Genomic DNA, 22,429 nt, shown 5'->3' with positions numbered 1-22,429 from the left:
CACGCATGGCGCGCGCCGCCGCCGATCATGACAGCTTCCCGTGACAGTGCTTGTACTTCTTGCCGCTGCCGCACGGGCACGGATCGTTACGGCCGACCTTCGGCATTTCGCCGCCGGGGCCGCTGTGGAGCATCGCGCTGTCGACCATGTCGGCGGTCGCCGCCGCGGCCGCGACCGCCGCCCCGCCGGCCACCGGCGCGGCGGCTTCGGCAAACTCGGCATGCTGGTACTCGACGTTCTCGAGATGGCTGCTGCGCTCTTCGATCTGCTCGGCTGCTTCCTCGAGCTGCTCCGGCGACTGGATCTGCACGTTCATCACGACCCGCGTGACTTCCTGCTTGATCGCCTCGAGCATCGCGGCGAACAGCTCGAACGCTTCGCGCTTGTATTCCTGCTTCGGGTTCTTCTGCGCATAGCCGCGCAGGTGGATGCCCTGGCGCAGGTGGTCGAGCGCCGCGAGGTGTTCACGCCACAGGCGGTCGACCGTCTGCAGCATCACCGAGCGCTCGAACGCGCTGAACGATTCGCGGCCCACCATCGCGACCTTGGCGTCGTACTGCTCGTCGGCGGCCGTCATCACCGCGTCGAGAATTTCCTCGGCCGTGATCGACGACGACTCGTTCACCATTTCCTGGATCGCGAGGTCGAGCTGCCAGTCGTTGCGCAGCGCTTCCTCGAGCTCGGGCACGTCCCACTGCTCCTCGATGCTGCCTTCCGGCACGAACTGGCGGACGACTTCGGCAATCACGCCGTGGCGCATCGCGGTGATCGTCTCGGTGATGTCGTGTGCTTCGAGCAGTTCGTTGCGCTGCTGGTAGATGACCTTGCGCTGGTCGTTCGACACGTCGTCGTATTCGAGCAGCTGCTTGCGGATGTCGAAGTTGCGCGCTTCGACCTTGCGCTGCGCGGATTCGATCGAACGCGTGACGATACCGGCCTCGATCGCCTCGCCTTCCGGCATCTTCAGGCGATCCATGATCGAGCGCACGCGGTCGCCCGCGAAGATGCGCAGCAGCGGATCGTCGAGCGACAGGTAGAAGCGCGACGAGCCCGGATCGCCCTGGCGGCCTGCACGGCCACGCAGCTGGTTGTCGATCCGGCGCGATTCATGGCGCTCGGTGCCGATGATGTGCAGGCCGCCTGCGGCCTTCACCTGCTCGTGCAGCGTTTCCCACTCGTCGTGCAGCTGCTGGATGCGGCGCGCCTTCTCGTCGGCCGGGATCGCTTCGTCGGCCTCGATGAACGCGGCCTGCTTCTCGGCGTTGCCGCCGAGCACGATGTCGGTGCCGCGGCCGGCCATGTTGGTCGCGATCGTCACGCGGTTCGGACGGCCGGCTTCCGCGACGATCGCCGCTTCACGCTCGTGCTGCTTCGCGTTCAGCACTTCGTGCGGCAGCCCGGCCTGCTTCAGCAGGTGCGACAGCAGCTCGGAGTTCTCGATCGACGTCGTGCCGACCAGCACCGGCTGGCCACGCTCGTAACAGTCGCGGATGTCGCGGATCACCGCGTCGTAGCGCTCCTTGGCCGTCTTGTAGATCTGGTCCTGCTTGTCGATCCGCTTCGGCGGACGGTTGGTCGGGATCACGACCGTCTCGAGACCGTAGATCTCGTTGAATTCGTACGCTTCGGTGTCCGCGGTACCCGTCATGCCCGCGAGCTTCGCGTACATCCGGAAGTAGTTCTGGAACGTGATCGATGCGAGCGTCTGGTTCTCGCTCTGGATCTTCACGTGCTCCTTCGCCTCGACCGCCTGGTGCAGGCCGTCGGACCAGCGGCGGCCGGCCATCAGGCGGCCCGTGAATTCGTCGACGATGACCACTTCGCCGTTCTGCACGACGTAGTGCTGGTCCTTGTGGAACAGCGTGTGGGCGCGCAGCGCCGCGTACACGTGGTGCATCAGCGTGATGTTCTGCGGCGCGTACAGGCTCTCGCCGTCGCCGATCAGGCCCCATTCGGAGAGCAGCCGCTCGGCCTTCTCGTGGCCCGCTTCCGTCAGGAACACCTGGCGCGACTTCTCGTCGAGCGTGTAGTCGCCCGGCTTCTCGACGCCCGTGCCGTCGGCCTTCTCCTCGCCGATCTGGCGCTCGAGCAGCGGCGGCAGCGCGTTCATCCGCACGTACAGTTCGGTGTGGTCCTCGGCCTGGCCCGAGATGATCAGCGGCGTGCGCGCCTCGTCGATCAGGATCGAGTCCACTTCGTCGACGACCGCGAAGTTCAGTGCCCGCTGCACGCGCGCGTCGGTCTCGTAGACCATGTTGTCGCGCAGGTAGTCGAAGCCGAACTCGTTGTTCGTGCCGTACGTGATGTCCGCCGCGTAGGCCTGCTGCTTCTGGTCGTGCTCCATGCCGGACAGGTTGATGCCGACCGACAGACCGAGGAAGTTGTAGAGGCGCGCCATCCATTCGGCGTCACGCTGCGCGAGGTAGTCGTTGACGGTCACGACGTGCACGCCGCGCCCGGCCAGCGCGTTCAGGTACACGGGCAGCGTCGCGACGAGCGTCTTGCCCTCGCCGGTGCGCATTTCCGCGATCTTGCCGTAGTGGAGCACCATGCCGCCGATCATCTGCACGTCGAAGTGCCGCATCTTCAGCACGCGACGGCTCGCCTCGCGGCAGACCGCGAATGCTTCGGGCAGCAGCTTGTCGAGCGACTCGCCGGCCGCGACCCGCTGGCGGAATTCGTCCGTCTTGCCGCGCAACTGGTCGTCCGTCAGCTTCTCGATCTGCGTTTCGAGCGCATTGATCGTCGTGACGGTCTTTTGGTATTGCTTGACGAGCCGCTGGTTGCGGCTGCCAAAAATTTTCTGGAGAAAACCGGTTGTCATCGGATCGGATCCTGCGTCGCAGCACCGGCGCCCGGCGCGTGTTGCGCGCCCCGGCGCCCGAGCCTCGGCGGCTTAGCGAATTAGTGGACTCAAACGGTGAATTTTAGCACGCGCGAACGCGCACGCCCGTGTCTCGGCCGGACGGGCATTGTGCGCCGACGGCCGGGCGGACGAGACGAAAGCCGCCCGTGGGCAGGCTGGCGCGGGTACAATCGGCGTCAACGTCCGCGCGCGTGCGCGCCCGAAGAATGCCTCGATGAACCGATTTTCCAAGCGTTTCGGCCCGTTCGCCGCGCATCGCCCGCAACCCGTGTCCGAAGTGCTCGGCCGCACCGACGCGTTCACCGCGCTGCGCGCCGGCGTCGAGCAGATCGCGTCGCTGCAGCGCGATCTGTCCGCGCTCCTGCCCGACTATCTTGCGAATCATGTCGATCCGGGCTTCATCAAGGACGGCACCCTGACCCTCTTTGCCGCGCACAATGCGCTGGCCGCGCGGCTGCGGCAGGTCGAGCCGCGGCTGCTCGGCGATCTCCAGAAGCGCGGCTGGCCCGTCGCGACGCTGCGCGTGCGCGTGCGTCCGAAGGACGCGCCGGAGCCGCCGCACGTGAAGCAGGCGCGGATGACCTCGGTCGGCGCCGCCGCCTTGCGCGACCTCGCCGATCACCTCGATCCGTCGCCGCTGCAGGCCGCGCTCGCGCGAATGGCGGCCCGGCACGGCGCGAAATCGCCGCGCTGAGCGCGCCGCCGCCGGCGGCCCGCCAACAAAAAAACGGCCCGCAGGCCGTTTTTTTATTGCTGATGCGGAACGCCGGTCAGGCGAACGCAGTCTGCGCGTCGAACGCGAAGCCGCTCGGTGCAGCCTGCGGATCGTCGAACGTGACGATCTCGTATGCGTCTTCGTGCGCGAGCAATTCGCGCAGCAGCGCGTTGTTCAGCCCGTGCCCCGACTTGTACGCGGTGTACGACGCCAGCAGCGGATGGCCGACCACGTACAGGTCACCGATCGCGTCGAGCATCTTGTGCTTCACGAACTCGTCGTCGTAGCGCAGCCCGTCGTTGTTCAGGATCCGGTACTCGTCGAGCACGATCGCGTTGTCCATGCTGCCGCCGCGCGCCAGGCCCAGCTCGCGCAGCATCTCGGCTTCGTGCGCGAAGCCGAACGTGCGCGCGCGTGCGATCTCGCGCACGTACGACGTATTCGCGAAGTCGACCTCGAGCTCCTGGCCGGTCTTGTCGACGGCCGGGTGGCGGAAGTCGATCGAGAACTTCAACTTGAAGCCGAAATACGGATCGAGACGCGCGAACTTGTCGCCGTCGCGGATTTCAACCGGCTTCGTCACCTTGATGAAGCGCTTCGGCGCGTTCTGCTCCTCGATGCCGGCAGACTGGATCAGGAACACGAAGGTCGCCGCGCTGCCGTCCATGATCGGGATTTCCTCGGCCGTCACGTCGACATAGAGGTTGTCGATGCCGAGGCCGGCGCACGCCGACATCAGGTGCTCGACCGTCGACACGCGCGCACCATCCTTCTGCAGCACCGACGCGAGCCGCGTGTCGCCGATCGACATCGCCGATGCGGGAATGTCGACGGGCGTAGGCAGGTCGATGCGCGAGAAGACGATGCCCGTGCCCGGCGCGGCGGGACGGAGCGTCAGTTCAATCTTGCGGCCCGAGTGGAGACCGATACCCACGGTCTTCACGATCGATTTGATGGTGCGCTGCTTCAGCATGGTGTTCTTCGTCTTGATTGAAGATATCAATCAGGAGTTACATTCGATAGATGGGATTATAGCGTAATTCCCTATTCAACGCTGTTTGAAACTGCGTATCAATCTGTTTCGGCAGTTTACCCGCGCCGATACGGGACGGGCCGATGCCCGGAACGGAGGCGTTTCCGGTCATCAGCCCGTGTTACAACTGCCCCGAGGCCGGTGAGCAGCGTTGCCGGCAGGCAACGGCGCACCGCACGATCAGGACGTCAACGTCGCGAGAACACTCGCCGCATCGCTCACTTCGAATTTGCCCGGCGCCTCGACGGCCAGCGTCTTGACCACACCGCCGTCAATCACCATCGCGTAGCGCAGGGAACGAATTCCCATGCCACGCGCGGACAAATCCTGCGTCAGCCCCAGCGCATGAGTGAAAGCCGCGCTGCCGTCCGCCATCATGCGCACCTTGCCCGCGGTGTGCAGATCACGTCCCCATGCGCCCATCACGAATGCGTCGTTGACGGACACGCACCAGATCTCGTCGACACCCGCCGAGCGCAGTTGCTCGGCGTGTTCGACGTAGCCCGGTACATGCTGCGCCGAGCAGGTCGGCGTGAAAGCGCCCGGCAATCCGAAGATCACCACCCGCTTTCCCGCAACCTGGTCGTGCACGCTGAAGGCATTCGGCCCCAGCGTGCACCCTTCGCGCGCGTCGTCGATGAACTCGAACAACTGCGCGTCGGGCAGCGCGTCGCCCACTTGAATCATGGCTGGTCCCTCATAGCGATACGGTTTTTCAGCGTGTTGCGGACAGCACGGCCCATCCCGCCCCGCTTGAGCGAAGAGGGCACGTTTCCCGGCCCGGCGTCGCATCCGACGCGGCCTGTCGTGGTCCGTAGCATCCGTCACGCCGGCGATCCCGCGGCGATTTCGCCGCGGCTTCGCCTGTGTTTGCGTCAGTCAGCCTGCTTGCGCAGGAAAGCCGGGATGTCGTACGTGTCGACACCCTTCTCCTGCAGCGCCTGCACGTGCGATGCCGCGGTTTCGCGCGAGTTGCGCCACACCGCCGGCGTATCGAGCGCGCCGTAGTCGGCCGTGCTGACGTGATGCGGCTGCGCATAGCCGTGCGACACCGCGCTGACCGGCTGGTTGTCCGTACCCGTGCGCAGCAGCGTCATCGGAGCCGACTGCTGCTTCTTCGCCGCACGGCCCAGACCCGTCGCCACGACCGTCACGCGCAGTGCATCGCCCATCGCGTCGTCGTACACCGCACCGAAGATCACCGTCGCATCTTCCGCCGCGTAGCTCTTGATCGTGTTCATCACTTCGCGCGTTTCCGACAGGCGCAGCGAACGGCTCGACGTGATGTTGACCAGCACGCCGCGTGCGCCCGACAGATCGACACCTTCGAGCAGCGGGCTCGCCACGGCCTGTTCCGCCGCGAGGCGTGCGCGATCGACGCCGGCGACCGTCGCCGTGCCCATCATCGCCTTGCCCTGCTCGCCCATCACCGTCTTCACGTCTTCGAAGTCGACGTTCACGAGGCCATCGACGTTGATGATTTCAGCGATGCCTGCAACCGCGTTGTTCAACACGTCGTCCGCGCACTGGAAGCACTTGTCCATCTCGGCGTCGTCGCCCATCACGTCGAACAGCTTGTCGTTCAGCACGACGATCAGCGAGTCGACGTGATCCTCCAGTTGCTGCGAACCTGCTTCGGCGACGCGCATGCGCTTGCCGCCTTCGAACTCGAACGGCTTGCTGACGACACCGACCGTCAGGATGCCCATCTCTTTCGCGATCTGCGCGACCACCGGTGCCGCGCCCGTGCCCGTACCGCCGCCCATGCCGGCCGTAATGAACACCATGTGCGCGCCGCGCAGTGCGTCGGCGATGCGCTCACGCGCTTCTTCCGCTGCCGCACGGCCCATTTCCGGCTTCGCACCGGCGCCGAGGCCCGTGTTGCCAAGCTGGATCACCGACGATGCGCGCGAACGCGACAGCGCCTGGGCGTCCGTGTTCATCACGATGAAGTCGACGCCCTGCACGCCGCGGTTGATCATGTGCTGTACGGCATTGCCGCCAGCGCCGCCAACGCCGACCACCTTGATGATGGTGCCGTTGGTCTCGGTTTCCAGCATTTCGAATTCCATGTTGCCTCCGTCAAGAGAATGACTGCTAATCGGCCGTTATTCGGCAGGAGATCGGGCAACCCCCTGTCGCGCGCCAGCCGCCGGCACCAGCGCGAATTTCGATTCGGTTCGTCAAAAGTTGCTCAGGAACCATTCCTTCATCCGCGAGAACACCTGCCCCGCGTTGCCGGACTGCACGGCGACCTTGCGGCCGCGCATGCGCTGGGCACTGCCTTCGACGAGCAGCCCCATCGCCGTCGAGTAGCGCGGATTGCGCACGACGTCGGAGAGGCCGCCTGCATATTCCGGCGCGCCGATGCGCACCGGTTTCAGGAAAATGTCTTCGCCGAGCTCGACCATGCCCGGCATCATCGCGGCACCGCCGGTAATGACCACGCCGGAGCTCAGCAGTTCTTCGTAACCCGACTCGCGCACGACCTGCTGCACGAGCGAGAACAGCTCCTCGACGCGCGGCTCGATCACGGCCGCGAGCGCCTGGCGCGACAGCGTGCGCGGTCCGCGTTCGCCGAGGCCCGGCACTTCGACCATCTCGTCCGGGTCGGCGAGCGCCTGCTTCGCGATCCCGTAGCCGACCTTGATGTCTTCCGCATCCGGCGTCGGCGTGCGCAGCGCCATCGCGATGTCGCTCGTGATCTGGTCGCCTGCGATCGGAATCACCGCGGTGTGGCGGATCGCGCCTTCGGCGAAGATCGCGATGTCCGTCGTGCCGCCGCCGACGTCGACCAGCACCACGCCGAGATCCTTCTCGTCTTCCGTCAGCACGGCCAGCGACGACGCGAGCGGCTGCAGAATCAGGTCGTTCACTTCCAGCCCGCAGCGGCGCACGCACTTGACGATGTTCTGCGCGGCGCTCACCGCGCCCGTCACGATGTGCACCTTCACCTCGAGGCGGATACCGCTCATCCCGATCGGCTCGCGCACGTCTTCCTGGCCGTCGATGATGAATTCCTGCGTGAGGATGTGCAGCACCTGCTGGTCGGTCGGGATGTTGATCGCCTTCGCGGTCTCGATCACGCGTGCGACGTCGGTCTGCGTGACTTCCTTGTCCTTGATCGCGACCATCCCGCTCGAGTTGAAGCTGCGGATGTGGCTGCCCGCAATCCCCGTAAACACGTTGGTGATCTTGCAGTCGGCCATCAGCTCGGCTTCCTCGAGCGCGCGCTGGATCGACTGCACGGTGGCCTCGATATTGACCACCACACCTTTCTTCAGACCCTTCGACTCGCTCTGGCCGAGACCGATCACCTCGTAGTGACCCTCGCCTTTCAGCTCGGCGACGATGGCCACCACCTTCGACGTGCCGATGTCGAGGGAAACCAGCAGATCCTTGTAGTCTTTGCTCATAAAGTGCTCTTGCGTGTGATCTCTCGTTACTTCTTGCGCTTGTCGGTATCGGTCAGGAACCGCATGCCTGCCGCGCGAATCGCGAATCCGTTCGGATAGCGCAGGTCCGCGTACTCGATGTCGTTGCCCCAACGCTCCGTGACGGCCGGCCAGGCCGCGACCAGGCGCTGGCTCCGGTCATGCAGCGATTCGCTGTTGCGCTCCTTGCCCAGCTCGACCTGCATGCCGTTCGACAGCTTCACCGTCCACGCGTACCGCGCCGACAGCGTCACTTCTTCCGGCGCCGCCTTCAGCGGCGCAAACCATTTCCCGAAGTCGCGATACCGCGTGACGACTTCCTTCGCACTGCCCTCCGGGCCGTCGAACGCCGGCAGTTCCTTGTCCAGTTCGCCCTGGTTCGCGGTGAACAGCTCGCCGTCGACGCTCACGAGCTGGTCGCTGCCCCAGGTCCCGAGCGGTTTGTACTCCTCGAGCGTGACAGCCAGCGCATTCGGCCACACCCGGCGCACGCTCGCATGCCGCACCCACGGCATCTGCTCGAATGCGGCGCGCGCCGTGTCGAGATCCACCGTGAAGAAATTGCCCTTCAGCCGGCCGACCACGCCCGCGCGGACCGTCGGCGAGTTGATGTGTTCGGTGTCGCCGTCGATCCGGATTTCCCGCAGCGCGAACGTCGGGCGCTGGATCAGCCAGTAGCAGCCGGCCGCCGCCAACACGAGCAGCAGCAGCGCGTACAGCGCGCTGGCGGCAAGGTTGAGTTGGCGAACGTTGTTCCACATACGTCGTTCCGTTCCTGCGTCAGTCGTTGAGCGTGAGCGACAGCACCTTCACGACCAGCTCCGAATAGCCGATGCCGACCGCACGCGCGGCCTTCGGCGGCAGCGAGTGGTCGGTCATCCCGGGGGCCGTGTTCACTTCCAGGAAATACGCATTGCCGGCCGCGTCGAGCATGAAATCCGCGCGGCCCCAGTCGGTGCAGCCGAGCACGTCGAACGCGCGCCGCGCGATGCGCTTCAGTTCCGCTTCCTGTTCGGCCGGCAGGCCGCACGGGATCAGGTACTGCGTATCGTCGGCAACATACTTCGCGTGGTAGTCGTAGAACTCGCCCGCCGGCACGATCTTGATCAGCGGCAGGTCGAGATCGCCGGCGATGCACGCCGTGTATTCGCCGCCGCCTTCGATGCTCTTCTCGACGATCACGATCTTGTCGTGCGTCGCGGCTTCCGCGAGCGCGGCCGGCAGCGCGTCGGCCGTCTTCACCTTCAGCACCGCGACGCTCGAGCCTTCGCTCGCCGGCTTCACGAACAGCGGCAGGCCGAGCTTCGCGACGATTTCCGGCGCGCGCGCCGCGAGGTCGTCGCCGCGCATCACCGTCTCGAACGGCGGCGTCGGCACGCCCGTCTGCTGCCACACGAGCTTCGTGCGGAACTTGTCGAGGCCGAGCGCCGACCCGAGCACGCCGCTGCCCGTGTAGCGGATCCCGTAGAAATCGAGCGCGCCCTGGATCTGGCCGTTCTCGCCATAACCGCCGTGCAGCGCGTTGAATGCGCGCACGAAGCCTTCGTCCTTCAGCGCCGACAGCGGCCGCTCGGCCGGGTCGAACGGATGCGCATCGACGCCCGCGTCACGCAGGCCCTGCAGCACGAGGCGGCCCGAGGTGAGCGACACCTCGCGCTCGGCGGATTCGCCGCCGAACAACACCGCCACCTTGCCGAAACGTTTCGGATCGATCCTGCTCATGTCAGCCTCCGCCGGGCCGCCCCAAGGAGGCTGACCGCCCCCTCGGGGGGCAGCGAACAAAGTGAGCGTGGGGGTTGTTTCATCTCATGCCTTCTGTTGTGTGTGTTGCACGAGCTTCGCCGGCACGCCGCCGATCGAACCCGCACCCATCGTGATCACCACGTCGCCGTTCCGCGCGACCTTCGCCAATGCGTCCGGCACGTCGTCGACCGTCGCGACGAACACCGGGTCAACCTTCCCGACCGCGCGCAGCGCACGCGACAGCGCATCGCCGTTGGCCGTCGAAATCGCGGCCTCGCCGGCCGCGTAGACTTCCGTCAGCACCAGCGCGTCGACCGTCGACAGCACGCTGACGAAATCGTCGAAGCAATCGCGCGTGCGCGTGTAGCGGTGCGGCTGGAACGCCAGCACGAGGCGGCGGCCCGGGAACGCGCCGCGCGCGGCCGCGATCGTCGCGGCCATCTCGACCGGGTGATGGCCGTAGTCGTCGATCAGCGTGTACTGGCCGCCGTCCGCGGTCGGCACCTCGCCGTAACGCTGGAAGCGCCGGCCGACGCCGTTGAATTCCGCCAGCGCCTGCTGGATCGCGTCGTCCGCGACGCCGAGGTCGGTCGCGATCGCGATCGCCGCGAGCGCGTTCTGCACGTTGTGCAGGCCCGGCATGTTCAGCACGACCGCGAGCGGCGCGCGCCCTTCGCGGATCACCGTGAAATACATCCGGCCGTCGCGCGCGTCGATGTCTTCCGCGCGCACCTGCGCATCCGGCGACAGGCCGTAACGCACGACCGGCTTCGAGATGAACGGGATGATCTGCCGCACGTTCGGATCGTCGACGCACACGACCGCGCTGCCGTAGAACGGCAGACGCTGCGTGAATTCGATGAACGCCTGCTTGAGCCGCGCGAAATCGTGGCCGTAGGTGTCCATGTGGTCGGCGTCGATGTTCGTGATGACTTCGATCACCGGATACAGGTTCAGGAACGACGCGTCCGACTCGTCGGCCTCGGCGACGATGAAATCGCCGGTGCCGAGCCGCGCGTTCGCGCCGGCGCTGATCAGCCGCCCGCCGATCACGAAGGTCGGATCGAGGCCACCCGCCGCGAGCACGCTCGCGACGAGGCTCGTCGTCGTGGTCTTGCCGTGCGTGCCGGCGATCGCGATCCCCTGCTTCAGGCGCATCAGCTCCGCGAGCATCACCGCGCGTTGCACGATCGGCACGCGCTGGTGGCGTGCGGCCAGCACTTCCGGGTTGTCCGAGCGTACGGCCGTCGACACGACGACCGCGTTCGCGCCCTCGATGTTCGCCGCATCGTGGCCGATCGCGATCCGTGCGCCCAGCGCCTGCAGACGATCGGTCACCGCGTTGCGCGACAGGTCCGAGCCGCTGACCTCGTAGCCGAGGTTGACGAGCACTTCGGCGATGCCGCTCATGCCCGCGCCGCCGATCCCGACGAAATGAATGTGTTTGACGATGTGTTTCATTGCAGTTCTTCCAGGTTCGCGCCGGCCACCTTCGCGCAAACGCGCGCGACTTCATCGGTGGCCTCAGGCTTCGCCAACGAGCGCGAACGTTCCGCCATCTCCGCGAGCGATGCCCGCGTCTGGCCGCGCAGCCAGTCGGCGAGCAGTTCCGCCGACAGGTCGCGTTGTTGCACCAGCACCGCCGCGCCCGCGTCGGCGAGAAACGCGGCGTTGGTCGTCTGGTGATCGTCGACCGCGTACGGGAACGGCACGAACAGCGCCGCCACGCCCACCGCCGCGATCTCCGACACCGTCATCGCGCCCGACCGGCAGATCACGAGATCCGCCGCCGCATACGCGGCCGCCATGTCGTCGATGAACGGCACGAGCCGCACGTCTTCGCCGGCCGCGAAACCGGCCGCTTCGTAATTCGCCTTCAGCGCGTCGATATGCTTCGCGCCCGCCTGGTGCACGACGCGCGGGTGTTCGCCCGGCGCCAGCATCGCCAGCGCGCGCGGCACGACTTCATTCAGCGCGGCCGCGCCGAGGCTGCCGCCGACGACCAGCACGTTCAGCGCGCCGCTGCGCGATGCATAGCGTGCTTTGGGCGCTTCCGTGCGCGCAAGTTCCGTGCGAATCGGGTTGCCGGTCCATTCCGCGTGCGGCAGTGCGCCGGGGAACGCGACGAGCACGCGTTTCGCGAGTTTCGCGAGCACCTTGTTCGTCAGGCCCGCGATCGAATTCTGTTCGTGCAGCACGAGCGGACGGCCCGTCAGCGCGGTCATCACGCCCGCCGGGAACGTGATGTACCCGCCCATCCCGAGCACGACGTCCGGCCGCACGCGGCGCAACGCGCCGAGGCTCTGCCAGCACGCGCGCAGCAGGTTGAACGGCAGCGTCAGCTTGGTCTTCAGGCCCTTGCCGCGCAGCCCGCCGAACCGCACGTACTCCATCGGAATGCCGTGCTTCGGCACGAGCGTCGCTTCCATCCCGGCCGGATTGCCGAGCCACACGACGCGCCAGCCCGCCGCTTCCATCCGGTGCGCGACCGCGAGCCCCGGGAACACGTGGCCCCCGGTGCCGCCTGCCATCACCATCAGCGTGCGTCGCGACGCGGTCATACCTTCCCTCCGCGCATCAGTACCCGGTTCTCGTAATCGACCCGCAGCAGCACCGCGAGTGCGACGCAGTTCAGCAGAATGCCGGAACCACCGTAGCTCACCAGCGGCAGCGTCAGGCCCTTGGTCGGCAGCAGCCCGAGGTTCACGCCCATGTTGATGAACGTCTGTGCGCCGAACCAGATACCGATGCCCTTCGCCGTCAGCCCCGCGAACGTACGATCGAGCGCGAGCGCCTGGCGGCCGATCTCGAACGCACGGCGCACGATCCAGTAGAACAGCAGGATCACGACCAGCACACCGACGAAGCCGAGCTCCTCGCCGATCACCGCGAGGATGAAGTCGGTATGCGCTTCCGGCAGGTAGTTCAGCTTCTCGACGCTGCCGCCGAGGCCGACGCCGAACCACTCGCCACGGCCGAACGCGATCAGCGAGTGCGTGAGCTGGTAGGCCTTGCCCTGCGCGTAGCGCTCGTCCCACGGATCGAGATACGCGAAGATCCGCTCGCGACGCCACGGCGACAGCCACACGAGCATCGTGAACGTGCCGACTGCCGTCGCGACGAGGCCGCCGAACAGCTTGCCGTTCACGCCACCGAGGAACAGCACGCCCATCGCGATCGCAGCGACCACCATGAACGCGCCCATGTCCGGCTCGAGCAGCAGCAGCGCACCGACCAGGCCGACCGCGAACGCCATCGGCAGGAAGCCCTTCGCGAAGCTCTGCATGTATTCCTGCTTGCGCACCGTGTAGTTCGCCGCGTAGATCGTCACCGCGAGCTTCATGATCTCCGACGGCTGCATGTTCGTGATGCCGAGCGGGATCCAGCGGCGCGCACCGTTCACGCCCTTGCCGACGTGCGGGATCAGCACGATCACGAGGCTGACGAGCGCGATCAGGAAGAGATGCGGCGCGTACTTGTCCCACGTCGACACCGGCACGCGAAACGCGATCACCGCCGCGATGAACGCGACGACGAGCGACACGCAGTGGCGCATCAGGAACGCGTAATCGTGATACGACGCGTATTTCGGCGAATCGGGCATCGCGATCGACGCCGAGTACACCATCACGACGCCGAGCCCGAGCAGCGCGATCGCCACCCACAGCAGCGAGTAGTCGAAGTCGAGCATCCGCGAGCGGCTCGGACGCACGCCGTTGACGACGCTCGCAAGGCCGCCCGTCGCGGCGCGCGTGGCCGACGCGACGCGACCGCCCGCGGCGTTGCCGCCGGCGTCGCGTCGGTCGTTGAAACGGGAGACGAGGCGATCGGACCAGCTCATGGCGTCGCTCCTTTGTCGATGGCGATTTCGTCGACCGCCGCGCGGAATACATCCGCGCGATGGGCGTAGTTCCTGAACATGTCGAGGCTCGCACACGCGGGCGACAGCAGCACCGCATCGCCCGGCTCCGCCAGGTCGGCCGCCGCGTGCACCGCGCTTTCGAGCGTCGCATGATCGGCGAGCGGCACGCCCGTTTCGGCGAGCGTGTCGCGAATCGCCGGTGCGTCGCGGCCGATCAGCATCACCGCGCGGCACCAGCGCGCGACCGGCGCGACCAGCGGCGCGAAATCCTGACCCTTGCCGTCGCCACCGGCGATCAGCACGATCTTCTGTGCGAGCCCGTCGAGCGCGGCAACCGTCGCACCCACGTTCGTGCCCTTGCTGTCGTCGACGTAGTCCACGTCGTCGATCGTCGCGATCACTTCGACGCGATGCGCCTCGCCGCGGTATTCGCGCAGCGCGTGCAGCAGCGGCGCGGCAGGCAGGTCGATCGCGCGCGCGAGCGCGAACGCGGCCAGCGCGTTCGCCGCGTTGTGCAGCCCGCGGATGCGCAGCGCGTCGGCCGGCATCAGGCGCTTCTGCGCGATGTCGGGCGTATGCGCGGCATCGCGTTTGCGCCGGCGGGTCGGCACCGCTTCATCCGGCGCGTCGCGATCGACGGCTTCCACCAGCCACGCAATGCCGTTGTCGCGCGACAGTCCGTAGTCGCCGTCCTGCGTCGGCTCGTTCAGGCCGAACGTGACTGAGCGCGGCGCGTCTGCCACGCCCACTGCCGGCGCGAACTTCATTACGGCCGCGTCGTCGCGGTTCAGCACGCGCGTCGTCATCGCGCCGAAGATCCGGCCCTTTGCCTGCGCGTACGCATCGAAGCTGCCGTGCCAGTCGAGGTGGTCCTGCGTGATGTTGAGGATCGCGGCCGCATCCGGCGCGAACGTGCGCGCGGTCTCGAGCTGGAAGCTCGACAGTTCGAGCACCCACACGTCGGGCAGCGCCGTTTCGTCGATCGCGCCCGCGAGCCGGTCGAGCATCGCCGGGCTGATGTTGCCCGCGACGGCGACCTTCTTGCCCGAGCGCTGGCACAGCAGACCCGTGAGGCTCGTCGTCGTGGTCTTGCCGTTGGTGCCGGTAATCGCGAGCACCTTCGGCTGGTAGCCGCTCGTGCCGAGCGCGCGCAGCGCCTGCGCGAAGAATTCCAGTTCGCCCCACACCGCGATCCCGCGCTCGTTCGCGGCCGCGACCAGCGCCGCGAGCGCCGGCTCGAGCGGCGACAGGCCGGGGCTCAGCCCGACGATCTCGACGCCGCCGTCGAGCAGCGCGGGCGCGAACGCCCCGCCGACGAATTCCGCATCGATGCCTTCGGCCTGCAGCGCGGCAAGGTTGGGCGGCGCCTCGCGGGTATCGGCAATTCGCAGCCGGCACCCGTGCCTCGCGCACCATCGCGCGATCGCGAGACCCGATTCCCCGAGCCCCAGTACGAGCACCATCGGCCGTTGCCGATCTCCAAACATCTCGCCAGACATCCTTGTTACCTTTCCTTTACCGCAACTTGAGGGTGGTCAGACCGAACAGGCACAGCATCAGCGTGATGATCCAGAAACGCACCACCACCTGCGTTTCCTTCCAGCCGGACAATTCGAAATGGTGATGCAGCGGCGCCATCTTCAGCAGGCGCCGCCCTTCGCCGTAGCGCTTTTTCGTGTACTTGAACCACGAAACCTGCAGCATCACCGACAGCGTTTCCGCGACGAAGATGCCGCCCATGATGAACAGCACGATTTCCTGGCGCACGATCACCGCGACCGTGCCGAGCGCACCGCCGAGCGCCAGCGCGCCCACGTCGCCCATGAACACCTGCGCGGGGTGCGTGTTGAACCAGAGGAACGCGAGCCCTGCCCCGCCCATCGCGGAACAGAAGATCAGCAGTTCGCCCGCGCCCGGGATGTGCGGGAACAGCAGGTATTTTGAATAGACCGCGCTGCCCATCACGTACGCGAACACACCGAGCGACGCACCGACCAGCACGACCGGCATGATCACGAGACCGTCGAGGCCGTCGGTCAGGTTCACCGCGTTGCTCGCGCCGACGATCACGAAGTAGGTCAGCACGATGAAGCCCCATACGCCGAGCGGGTAGCTGATCGACTTCAGGAACGGCAGCATCAGGTCGGCGCGTGCCGGCAGCCCCATCGACAGGCCGCTCCTCACCCACGCCATGAACAGATCGAACACGCGCACGTTGTTCGCCTCGGACACGCTGAATGCGAGGTAGACGGCTGCGAACAGCCCGATCACCGACTGCCAGAAATACTTCTCGCGTGACGACATCCCGCGCGGGTCCTTGTGGACGACCTTGCGGTAATCGTCGACCCAGCCGATCACGCCGAAACCGAACGTGACGAGCATCACGATCCAGATGAAACGGTTCGTCAGGTCGCCCCACAGCAGCGTCGCGACCGCGATGCCGATCAGGATCAGCACGCCGCCCATCGTCGGCGTGCCGGACTTGACGAGGTGAGTCTGCGGGCCGTCCTTGCGCACGGCCTGCCCGACCTTCATTTGCGTCAGCTTGCGGATCACCCACGGTCCGCACACGAGCCCGATCCCCAGCGCGGTGATGGTAGCCATCACCGCCCGGAACGTGAGGTACGTGAACAAGCGCAAAAAGCTTGCGTCTCCTTGCAGCCATTGCGCCAGCGCCAGCAGCATGCTTCCTTCCTTCTACTCAGTGTGCAGCGGGCGCCGTGCCCGCCGCGGGTTGGTTCGTCAGCGCGTCGACCACGCGCTCCATCTTCATGTACCGCGAGCCCTTCACGAGCACCGTCGCCTGCGCGTCGTAGCCCGCCGCGAGCAGCGCCGACACGAGCGAGCCGACATCGCCGAAATGGCGGGCCGTGTCGCCGTATGCCGCACAGGCGTCGCGCGATGCATCGCCGAGCGCGAACAGCGCGTCGATCCCGCGCTCGCGCGCATATGCGCCGATCTCGCGATGGAATGCCGGACCTTCGTCGCCGACCTCGCCCATGTCGCCGATCACCAGCACGCGCGGCGCCGGATGCGCGGCGAGCACGTCGATCGCGGCACGCATCGAATCGGGGTTCGCGTTGTACGTATCGTCGACCACCGTCGCGCCCGCGAGGCTGCCGGCGATCGCCTGCTTCACCTGCAGCCGGCCCTTGACCGGTTCGAACGATTCGAGGCCCTGCCTGATCGCCGACAGCGCGACGCCAGCGCCCAGCGCCGCGGCCGTCGCGGCCAGCGCGTTGCGCGCGTTGTGCTCGCCGAGCGCACGCAGCCGCACCGTGACGGCGCCGGCCGGCGTGTCGATCGCGAGTTCGCCGCCGTGAAGACGGCCCGTGACCTGTGCGTCGTTCTGCCGTTCGGCATCGTGCAGCGCGAAATCGAGGATCCGGTTGCCGGTCGCCGCGACGCGCCAGATGCCCGCGTACGCGTCGTCGGCCGGGAACACCGCGACGCCGTCCGGCGGCAGCGCGTGAATCACGGCCGCGTGTTCGAGCGCGACGGCTTCGACCGTCGCCATGAATTCCTGGTGCTCGCGCTGCGCGTTGTTGACGAGCGCGACCGTCGGCGCCGTGAGGCGAGCGAGGATCTCGGTCTCGCCCGGGTGGTTCATCCCGAGTTCGATCACCGCGAGGCGATGCGCGGCCGACAGGCGCAGCAGCGTCAGCGGCAGGCCGACGTCGTTGTTCAGGTTGCCGGCCGTCGCGAGCCGCGCGTCGGCGCCGACCGCCGCCGCGAAGATCGACGCGATCATTTCCTTGACGGTCGTCTTGCCGTTGCTGCCCGTCACCGCGACGAGCGGCACCGGGAATCGTTTGCGCCAGCCGTGCGCGAGCGCGCCGAGCGCGGCACGCGTTTCACCGCCTTCGATCGCCGGCATCGCGAGGCCCGCCGGCACGTGCGCGACCAGCGCCGCGGCAGCGCCGCGCGCGGCGACATCGCCGAGGAAGTCGTGCGCATCGAAGCGCTCGCCTTTCAGCGCGACGAACAGGTCGCCCGGGCCGACCGTGCGGCTGTCGGTCGACACGCGGTCGAACGTGACGGCCGCATCGCCGTGAACGGTTGCGCCGGGAATCAGGCGGACGGCTTCACCGAGACTGAGCATCGTCATTCGCCGCCTCCCTTGCCGTGCGTCGCGCGCGCTGCCAGCGCGAGCCGCGCGTGATCCTGGTCGGAGAACGTACGCTTCTTGCCCATGATTTCCTGCGTTGCTTCGTGGCCCTTGCCGGCCAGCACGACGACATCCTCGCGTGCGGCGCCGCGCACGGCCTGCAGGATCGCGCTCGCGCGATCCTCGATCCGGCGTGCGCGATCGGGCGCGATCATGCCCGCGACGATCTGGTCGATGATGCGCTGCGGATCTTCGCTGCGCGGGTTGTCGCTCGTGACGACGATCTCGTCGGCGAGCCGTTCCGCGATCGCACCCATCAGCGGCCGCTTCGTCGCATCGCGATCGCCGCCGCAGCCGAACATGCAGACGAGCCGGCCGCCGCGCGCCGCGGCGATCGGGCGCAGCGCGTCGAGCGTCTTTTCGAGCGCGTCGGGCGTGTGCGCGTAGTCGATCACGACGAGCGGTTCGTCGTTCTGCAGCCGGCCGCCGAGCCGCTGCATCCGGCCGTTGACGGACTCGAGCCGTTCGATCTCGGCGAGTGCCGCGTCGAACGGCACGTCGGCCGCGAGCAGCGAGCCGAGCACGGCGAGCAGGTTGCTGACGTTGAACGTGCCGAGCGTGCCGACTTCGACATCCGCGTCGCCCCACGACGATTGCAGGCGGAATGCCGTGCCGGTCGCGGTGGCGCGCACGTCGAGCGCGACCAGTTCGCGATCGGCGTCGGGCGCCTGCGCGTCGCCGATCCCGTAAGCGATCGTGCGCACGCGGCCGGCCAGCATCTCGAGCAGGCGCCGGCCGGCTGCGTCGTCGCGGTTGACGACCGCCGCGCGCAGGCCGCGCCATGCGAACAGCTTTGCCTTCGCTGCCTCGTACGCGTCGAACGTGCCGTGATAGTCGAGGTGATCCTGCGTGAGATTCGTAAATACCGCGATGTCGAACGCAGTACCGTTCACGCGCCCCTGATGCAGCGCGTGCGACGACACTTCCATCGCCACGGCCGTCGCGCCCGCGTCGCGCAACTGCGCCAGGCTGCGCTGCAGTTGCGGCGCGTCGGGTGTCGTGAAACCGGTCGGCACGAGCTGGCCCGGCATCCCGCTGCCGAGCGTGCCGATCACGGCGCACGGCTGGTGCAGCGCCGTCAGCGCGGCGGCAATCCATTGCGTGCACGAGGTCTTGCCGTTCGTACCCGTGACACCCACCGCGAGCAGGCTGTCGCTCGGATCGCCGTACCAGCCGCTGGCGATCTCGCCGGCGAGCTGGTCGAGCGCCGGCACCGCCAGCGCGACGGGCACGGCCGGCGCGGCGGCCAGCCCTTCCGGCTGATACAGCACGGCGGCCGCACCGCGTGCGACGGCGTCGACAATGAAGGCGCGGTTGTCTGCCCCGTCGACCGCATACGCGACAAACACGTCGCCAGCCTTGAGGCTGCGCGTGTCGGCATGCAGTTGCGCGGCGGGGGCCACATGCTGACGCAGCCACGCAAGCGCGGCTGCGATCTGCTGATGCGCCGGATGGGAACTGCGGGCGGCGCTCATCGAACAACTCCTGGTGAATTACGCGTCGTGCTGGACACGATCATATGCTTCGCACCGCCACCCGCGGCCAGCTTTTGCGGCCCCGTTGCGGCAGGTGCTGCCGGCGAATCGTCAGACACGACGAGCTGCTTGATCGGCATGTTCGGCGGCACGTTCAGCGCACGCATCGTGTCGCCGGCGATCGCCGAGAATACGGGGCCGGACACCTGGCCGCCGAAGTGGCTGCCGGCGGTCGGCTCGTCGACCGACACCGCGACGACGATACGCGGATTCGGCATCGGCGCCATGCCGACGAACGATGCGCGGTACTTGCGCGTATAGCCGTGACCTTCGTGCTTGTACGCGGTACCGCTCTTGCCGCCGACCCGATAGCCCGGCACCGCCGCATCCGGCGACGTGCCGCCCGGCGCGACCACCGTCTCGAGCATCGCGCGCACTTCGCGCGCGGTAGTCGGGTTGAACACCTGCGTGCCAACCACCTGCTGGTTGGGGTCGGTCTTGAAAATGGTCACCGGCATCAGCTCGCCGTCGTGCGCGATCGCCGTGTACGCCCGCGCGAGCTGGAACAGCGACACCGACAGGCCATAGCCGTACGACATCGTCGCCTGCTCGATGCGGCGCCAGCTCTTCCACGGCCGCAGGCGGCCGGCCACCGCACCCGGGAAGCCGACCTTCGGCGCCTGGCCGAGGCCGATGCTGGTATACATATTCCACATTTCCTCGGGCCGCATCGTCATCGCGATCTTCGTCGCGCCGATGTTGCTCGACTTCTGGATCACGCCGCCGACCGTCAGCGTGCCGAAACCCGCGTCGTCGGTGATCGGCGCGCCGTCGAGCACGAAATGCCCGTTGCCCGTCTCGACGAGCGTGTTCGGCGTCACGCGATGCAGGTCGAGCGCGAGCGACACCGTGAACGGCTTCATGATCGAACCCGGTTCGAACACGTCGGTCATGATCCGGTTGCGCAACTGCTCGCCCGTCATGCGCGAGCGGTCGTTCGGGTTGTACGTCGGATAGTTGACGAGCGCGAGCACCTCGCCGGTGCGCACGTCGACGACCATCGCCGCGCCGGCCTTCGCCTTGAACTTCTCGACGGCGGCCTTCAGGTTCGCGTACGCGATGTACTGGATCTTGCTGTCGATCGACAGGTCGACGTCGGTCCCGTTGTGCGGCGGGACCTGCTCGGCGACGTCCTCGACGATGTGCCCCATCCGGTCCTTGATCACGCGGCGCACGCCCGACGTGCCGGACAGCATCTTCTGGTCACCGAGCTCGACGCCCTCCTGCCCTTCGTCCTCGACGTTCGTGAAGCCGATCAGGTGAGCGGTGATCTCGCCTTCCGGATAGAAGCGCTTGTATTCGTTGCGCTGGTAGATGCCCGGAATGTCGAGCGCGGCGACCTTGTCCGCGATGTCGATCGGCACCTGGCGCTTTACGTAGACGAAACCCTTGTCCTCCGACAGCTTCACGCGCAGTTCCTTCGGCGTCATGCCGAGGAGCTTGCCGAGCTGGTTGACCTTGTCGGCGTCGAGATCGTCCGGCACCGCGTCGGGAATCGCCCAGATCGCGCGCACGGGCAGGCTCGTCGCGAGCACGAGCCCGTTACGGTCGAGGATCTTGCCGCGCGTCGCGGGCAGCTCGAGCGTGCGCTGGTAGCGGCTTTCGCCCTGCTTCTGGTAGAACGCGTTGCCGGGCCCCTGGATCCAGAACGCCCGCGCGGCCAGCGCGACGAACGCCATGAACAGCATGAACACGACGAGTTTCGAGCGCCACATCGGCAGATGCACGCCCAGCACGGGGCTCGACGTGAATTTCACGTTCTGGCGCTTTGGCGACGGCTTCATCGCGCGCCCCCCTTGCCTTTGCCGGCCGTGTCGGCCGAAGCAGGGATCGGCGCGTCGATCGCCTTCGCGGCGCCCGGCGGCAGCGTCAGGTATTGCGTGCGGCCGGTCGTGATCGGCTGCATCTTCAGCGAATCGTTCGCGAGCTGCTCGATGCGCGACGTCTTCGACAGCGCGCTCTGCTGATATTGAAGCTGCGCGTAGTCCTGCTGGAGCTGGCGCTCCTGCGACTGCGCGCGCTGCAGCTGGATGAAGATCTGCCGCTGCTGGTTCGTCGAGTTGACGACCGACAGCGCGCAACCCATCACGATGATCAGCAGGAAGATATTGAAGCGGCTCATGGCGTGACGCGCTCCGCAATGCGCATCACGGCGGACCGGGCGCGCGGATTCGCGGCGACTTCCGCTTCACTCGGAAACTGGCGGCTGATGATCTTGAGCGGCGGGCTCGGGAGGTCGACGGCACGGATCGGCAGGCGACGATCGACCGCGGGCGCACTGGCGTGCGCCTGCATGAATCGCTTGACGATCCGGTCCTCGAGTGAATGAAAGCTGATGACCACCAGCCGCCCCCCTTGCTCCAGCAACGACAGTGCCGCGTCTAGTACGACTTGCAGGTCCGCAAGCTCTTGATTGACGTGAATCCGTATAGCCTGAAAGGTGCGGGTTGCCGGATCCTTGCCCTTCTCACGGGTTTTGACGACGTGACCCACGATTTGGGCAAGCTCGCCCGTGGTGTCGAGAGGCCCAAGACGGTCGGACTCTGCCCGGCGAGCAACAAGCGCCTTTGCAATCTGAAAAGCAAACCGTTCTTCCCCATAATCTCGTATCACCTCCGTCAATTCCTGCACCGAAGCCCGCGCGAGCCATTCGGCCGCCGACTCGCCGCGCGTCGGATCCATTCGCATGTCCAGCGGACCATCGGCGCGGAAGCTGAAGCCGCGCGCCGGATCGTCCACCTGCGGCGAGGACACGCCCAGGTCCAGCAACACACCCGACACCTTCTCGACGCCGCGCGCCGCAAGCGCGTCGCGCATCGATGCAAAGCTGTCATGCACGATCGAGAAGCGCGCATCCTCGATGCCCTGCGCCGTCTCGATCGCCCTCGGATCCTTGTCGAACGCGATCAGCCGCCCGGTCGGCGCCAGCCGCTCAAGCACCGCGCGGCTGTGACCGCCGCGCCCGAACGTGCCGTCGACATAAACGCCATCCGGCCGTGTCACGAGCGACTCGACCGCTTCATCCAACAGCACTGTCCGATGCTGCAATTCGTTTCCCATCGCGGGCGTCTCC

At 67.1% G+C, this 22,429-nt stretch carries 18 protein-coding genes; 1 reads left to right on the top strand and 17 read right to left on the bottom strand.

Going from position 1 to position 22,429, the window contains the following annotated elements; translation table 11 throughout:
- Window positions 1-25: 25 nt before the first annotated feature.
- A complete protein-coding gene (gene secA / locus LXM88_RS07685; RefSeq protein WP_262540716.1) occupies window positions 26-2,824 on the bottom strand; it encodes a preprotein translocase subunit SecA in 2,799 nt (932 codons plus the stop codon).
- A 256-nt stretch (window positions 2,825-3,080) separates the two neighbouring features.
- Here secA and LXM88_RS07680 point away from each other — a divergent pair, with 256 nt between their 5' ends.
- Window positions 3,081-3,560 carry a DUF721 domain-containing protein gene (locus tag LXM88_RS07680; protein WP_262540715.1) on the top strand — a complete coding sequence of 160 codons (480 nt, stop codon included), beginning with the start codon at window positions 3,081-3,083 and terminating at the stop codon, window positions 3,558-3,560.
- Window positions 3,561-3,636: 76 nt separating this feature from the next.
- Here the strand turns inward: LXM88_RS07680 and lpxC are convergent, their stop codons facing one another.
- From lpxC to rsmH, 16 genes are all read right to left on the bottom strand, one after another.
- Window positions 3,637-4,554 (bottom strand): UDP-3-O-acyl-N-acetylglucosamine deacetylase, encoded by a 918-nt coding sequence (gene lpxC, locus LXM88_RS07675; RefSeq protein WP_047899723.1) that lies wholly within the window; start codon window positions 4,552-4,554, stop codon window positions 3,637-3,639.
- 240 nt (window positions 4,555-4,794) lie between these two features.
- Window positions 4,795-5,301 (bottom strand): peroxiredoxin, encoded by a 507-nt coding sequence (locus LXM88_RS07670; RefSeq protein ID WP_262540714.1) that lies wholly within the window; start codon window positions 5,299-5,301, stop codon window positions 4,795-4,797.
- A 188-nt stretch (window positions 5,302-5,489) separates the two neighbouring features.
- Window positions 5,490-6,686 (bottom strand): cell division protein FtsZ, encoded by a 1,197-nt coding sequence (gene ftsZ, locus LXM88_RS07665; RefSeq protein ID WP_006477012.1) that lies wholly within the window; start codon window positions 6,684-6,686, stop codon window positions 5,490-5,492.
- A gap of 111 nt (window positions 6,687-6,797) precedes the next feature.
- Entirely contained in the window at window positions 6,798-8,030 is a 1,233-nt protein-coding gene (gene ftsA, locus LXM88_RS07660; RefSeq protein WP_034182640.1) for a cell division protein FtsA, read from the bottom strand.
- Between the two features lie 26 nt (window positions 8,031-8,056).
- Window positions 8,057-8,809, bottom strand: coding sequence for a cell division protein FtsQ/DivIB (locus LXM88_RS07655; protein ID WP_047899721.1), 753 nt, complete (start codon window positions 8,807-8,809; stop codon window positions 8,057-8,059).
- Window positions 8,810-8,828: 19 nt separating this feature from the next.
- Window positions 8,829-9,770, bottom strand: coding sequence for a D-alanine--D-alanine ligase (locus tag LXM88_RS07650; protein ID WP_262540709.1), 942 nt, complete (start codon window positions 9,768-9,770; stop codon window positions 8,829-8,831).
- 84 nt (window positions 9,771-9,854) lie between these two features.
- On the bottom strand, window positions 9,855-11,252 hold the full coding sequence (gene murC, locus LXM88_RS07645; protein WP_262540708.1) for a UDP-N-acetylmuramate--L-alanine ligase: 1,398 nt from the start codon (window positions 11,250-11,252) through the stop codon (window positions 9,855-9,857).
- A complete protein-coding gene (murG, locus tag LXM88_RS07640; protein WP_262540707.1) occupies window positions 11,249-12,352 on the bottom strand; it encodes an undecaprenyldiphospho-muramoylpentapeptide beta-N-acetylglucosaminyltransferase in 1,104 nt (367 codons plus the stop codon). Before murG ends, murC begins: the two co-directional genes overlap by 4 nt.
- Entirely contained in the window at window positions 12,349-13,632 is a 1,284-nt protein-coding gene (gene ftsW, locus LXM88_RS07635) for a putative lipid II flippase FtsW (RefSeq protein ID WP_262540706.1), read from the bottom strand. Before ftsW ends, murG begins: the two co-directional genes overlap by 4 nt.
- Window positions 13,629-15,140 carry a UDP-N-acetylmuramoyl-L-alanine--D-glutamate ligase gene (gene murD, locus LXM88_RS07630; protein WP_262542815.1) on the bottom strand — a complete coding sequence of 504 codons (1,512 nt, stop codon included), beginning with the start codon at window positions 15,138-15,140 and terminating at the stop codon, window positions 13,629-13,631. The genes ftsW and murD overlap by 4 nt, the downstream gene beginning before the upstream one ends.
- 28 nt (window positions 15,141-15,168) lie before the next feature.
- On the bottom strand, window positions 15,169-16,338 hold the full coding sequence (gene mraY / locus LXM88_RS07625; protein WP_047899715.1) for a phospho-N-acetylmuramoyl-pentapeptide-transferase: 1,170 nt from the start codon (window positions 16,336-16,338) through the stop codon (window positions 15,169-15,171).
- A 16-nt stretch (window positions 16,339-16,354) separates the two neighbouring features.
- Window positions 16,355-17,761, bottom strand: a complete 1,407-nt coding sequence (locus LXM88_RS07620) for a UDP-N-acetylmuramoyl-tripeptide--D-alanyl-D-alanine ligase (protein WP_262540705.1) — start codon at window positions 17,759-17,761, stop codon at window positions 16,355-16,357.
- Window positions 17,758-19,296 carry a UDP-N-acetylmuramoyl-L-alanyl-D-glutamate--2,6-diaminopimelate ligase gene (locus LXM88_RS07615; RefSeq protein WP_262540703.1) on the bottom strand — a complete coding sequence of 513 codons (1,539 nt, stop codon included), beginning with the start codon at window positions 19,294-19,296 and terminating at the stop codon, window positions 17,758-17,760. The genes LXM88_RS07620 and LXM88_RS07615 overlap by 4 nt, the downstream gene beginning before the upstream one ends.
- On the bottom strand, window positions 19,293-21,140 hold the full coding sequence (locus LXM88_RS07610) for a peptidoglycan D,D-transpeptidase FtsI family protein (protein ID WP_262540701.1): 1,848 nt from the start codon (window positions 21,138-21,140) through the stop codon (window positions 19,293-19,295). The genes LXM88_RS07615 and LXM88_RS07610 overlap by 4 nt, the downstream gene beginning before the upstream one ends.
- Window positions 21,137-21,478, bottom strand: a complete 342-nt coding sequence (ftsL, locus tag LXM88_RS07605; protein ID WP_009694564.1) for a cell division protein FtsL — start codon at window positions 21,476-21,478, stop codon at window positions 21,137-21,139. The genes LXM88_RS07610 and ftsL overlap by 4 nt, the downstream gene beginning before the upstream one ends.
- Window positions 21,475-22,416, bottom strand: a complete 942-nt coding sequence (rsmH, locus tag LXM88_RS07600) for a 16S rRNA (cytosine(1402)-N(4))-methyltransferase RsmH (protein ID WP_047901126.1) — start codon at window positions 22,414-22,416, stop codon at window positions 21,475-21,477. The genes ftsL and rsmH overlap by 4 nt, the downstream gene beginning before the upstream one ends.
- Between the last annotated feature and the right edge of the window lie 13 nt (window positions 22,417-22,429).

The sequence above is a fragment of the Burkholderia sp. S-53 genome (assembly GCF_025560745.1).
Taxonomy (GTDB): domain Bacteria; phylum Pseudomonadota; class Gammaproteobacteria; order Burkholderiales; family Burkholderiaceae; genus Burkholderia; species Burkholderia pyrrocinia.
Note: the sequence above shows the minus strand (reverse complement) of the source record. Positions and strands in the feature narration are given on the sequence as shown.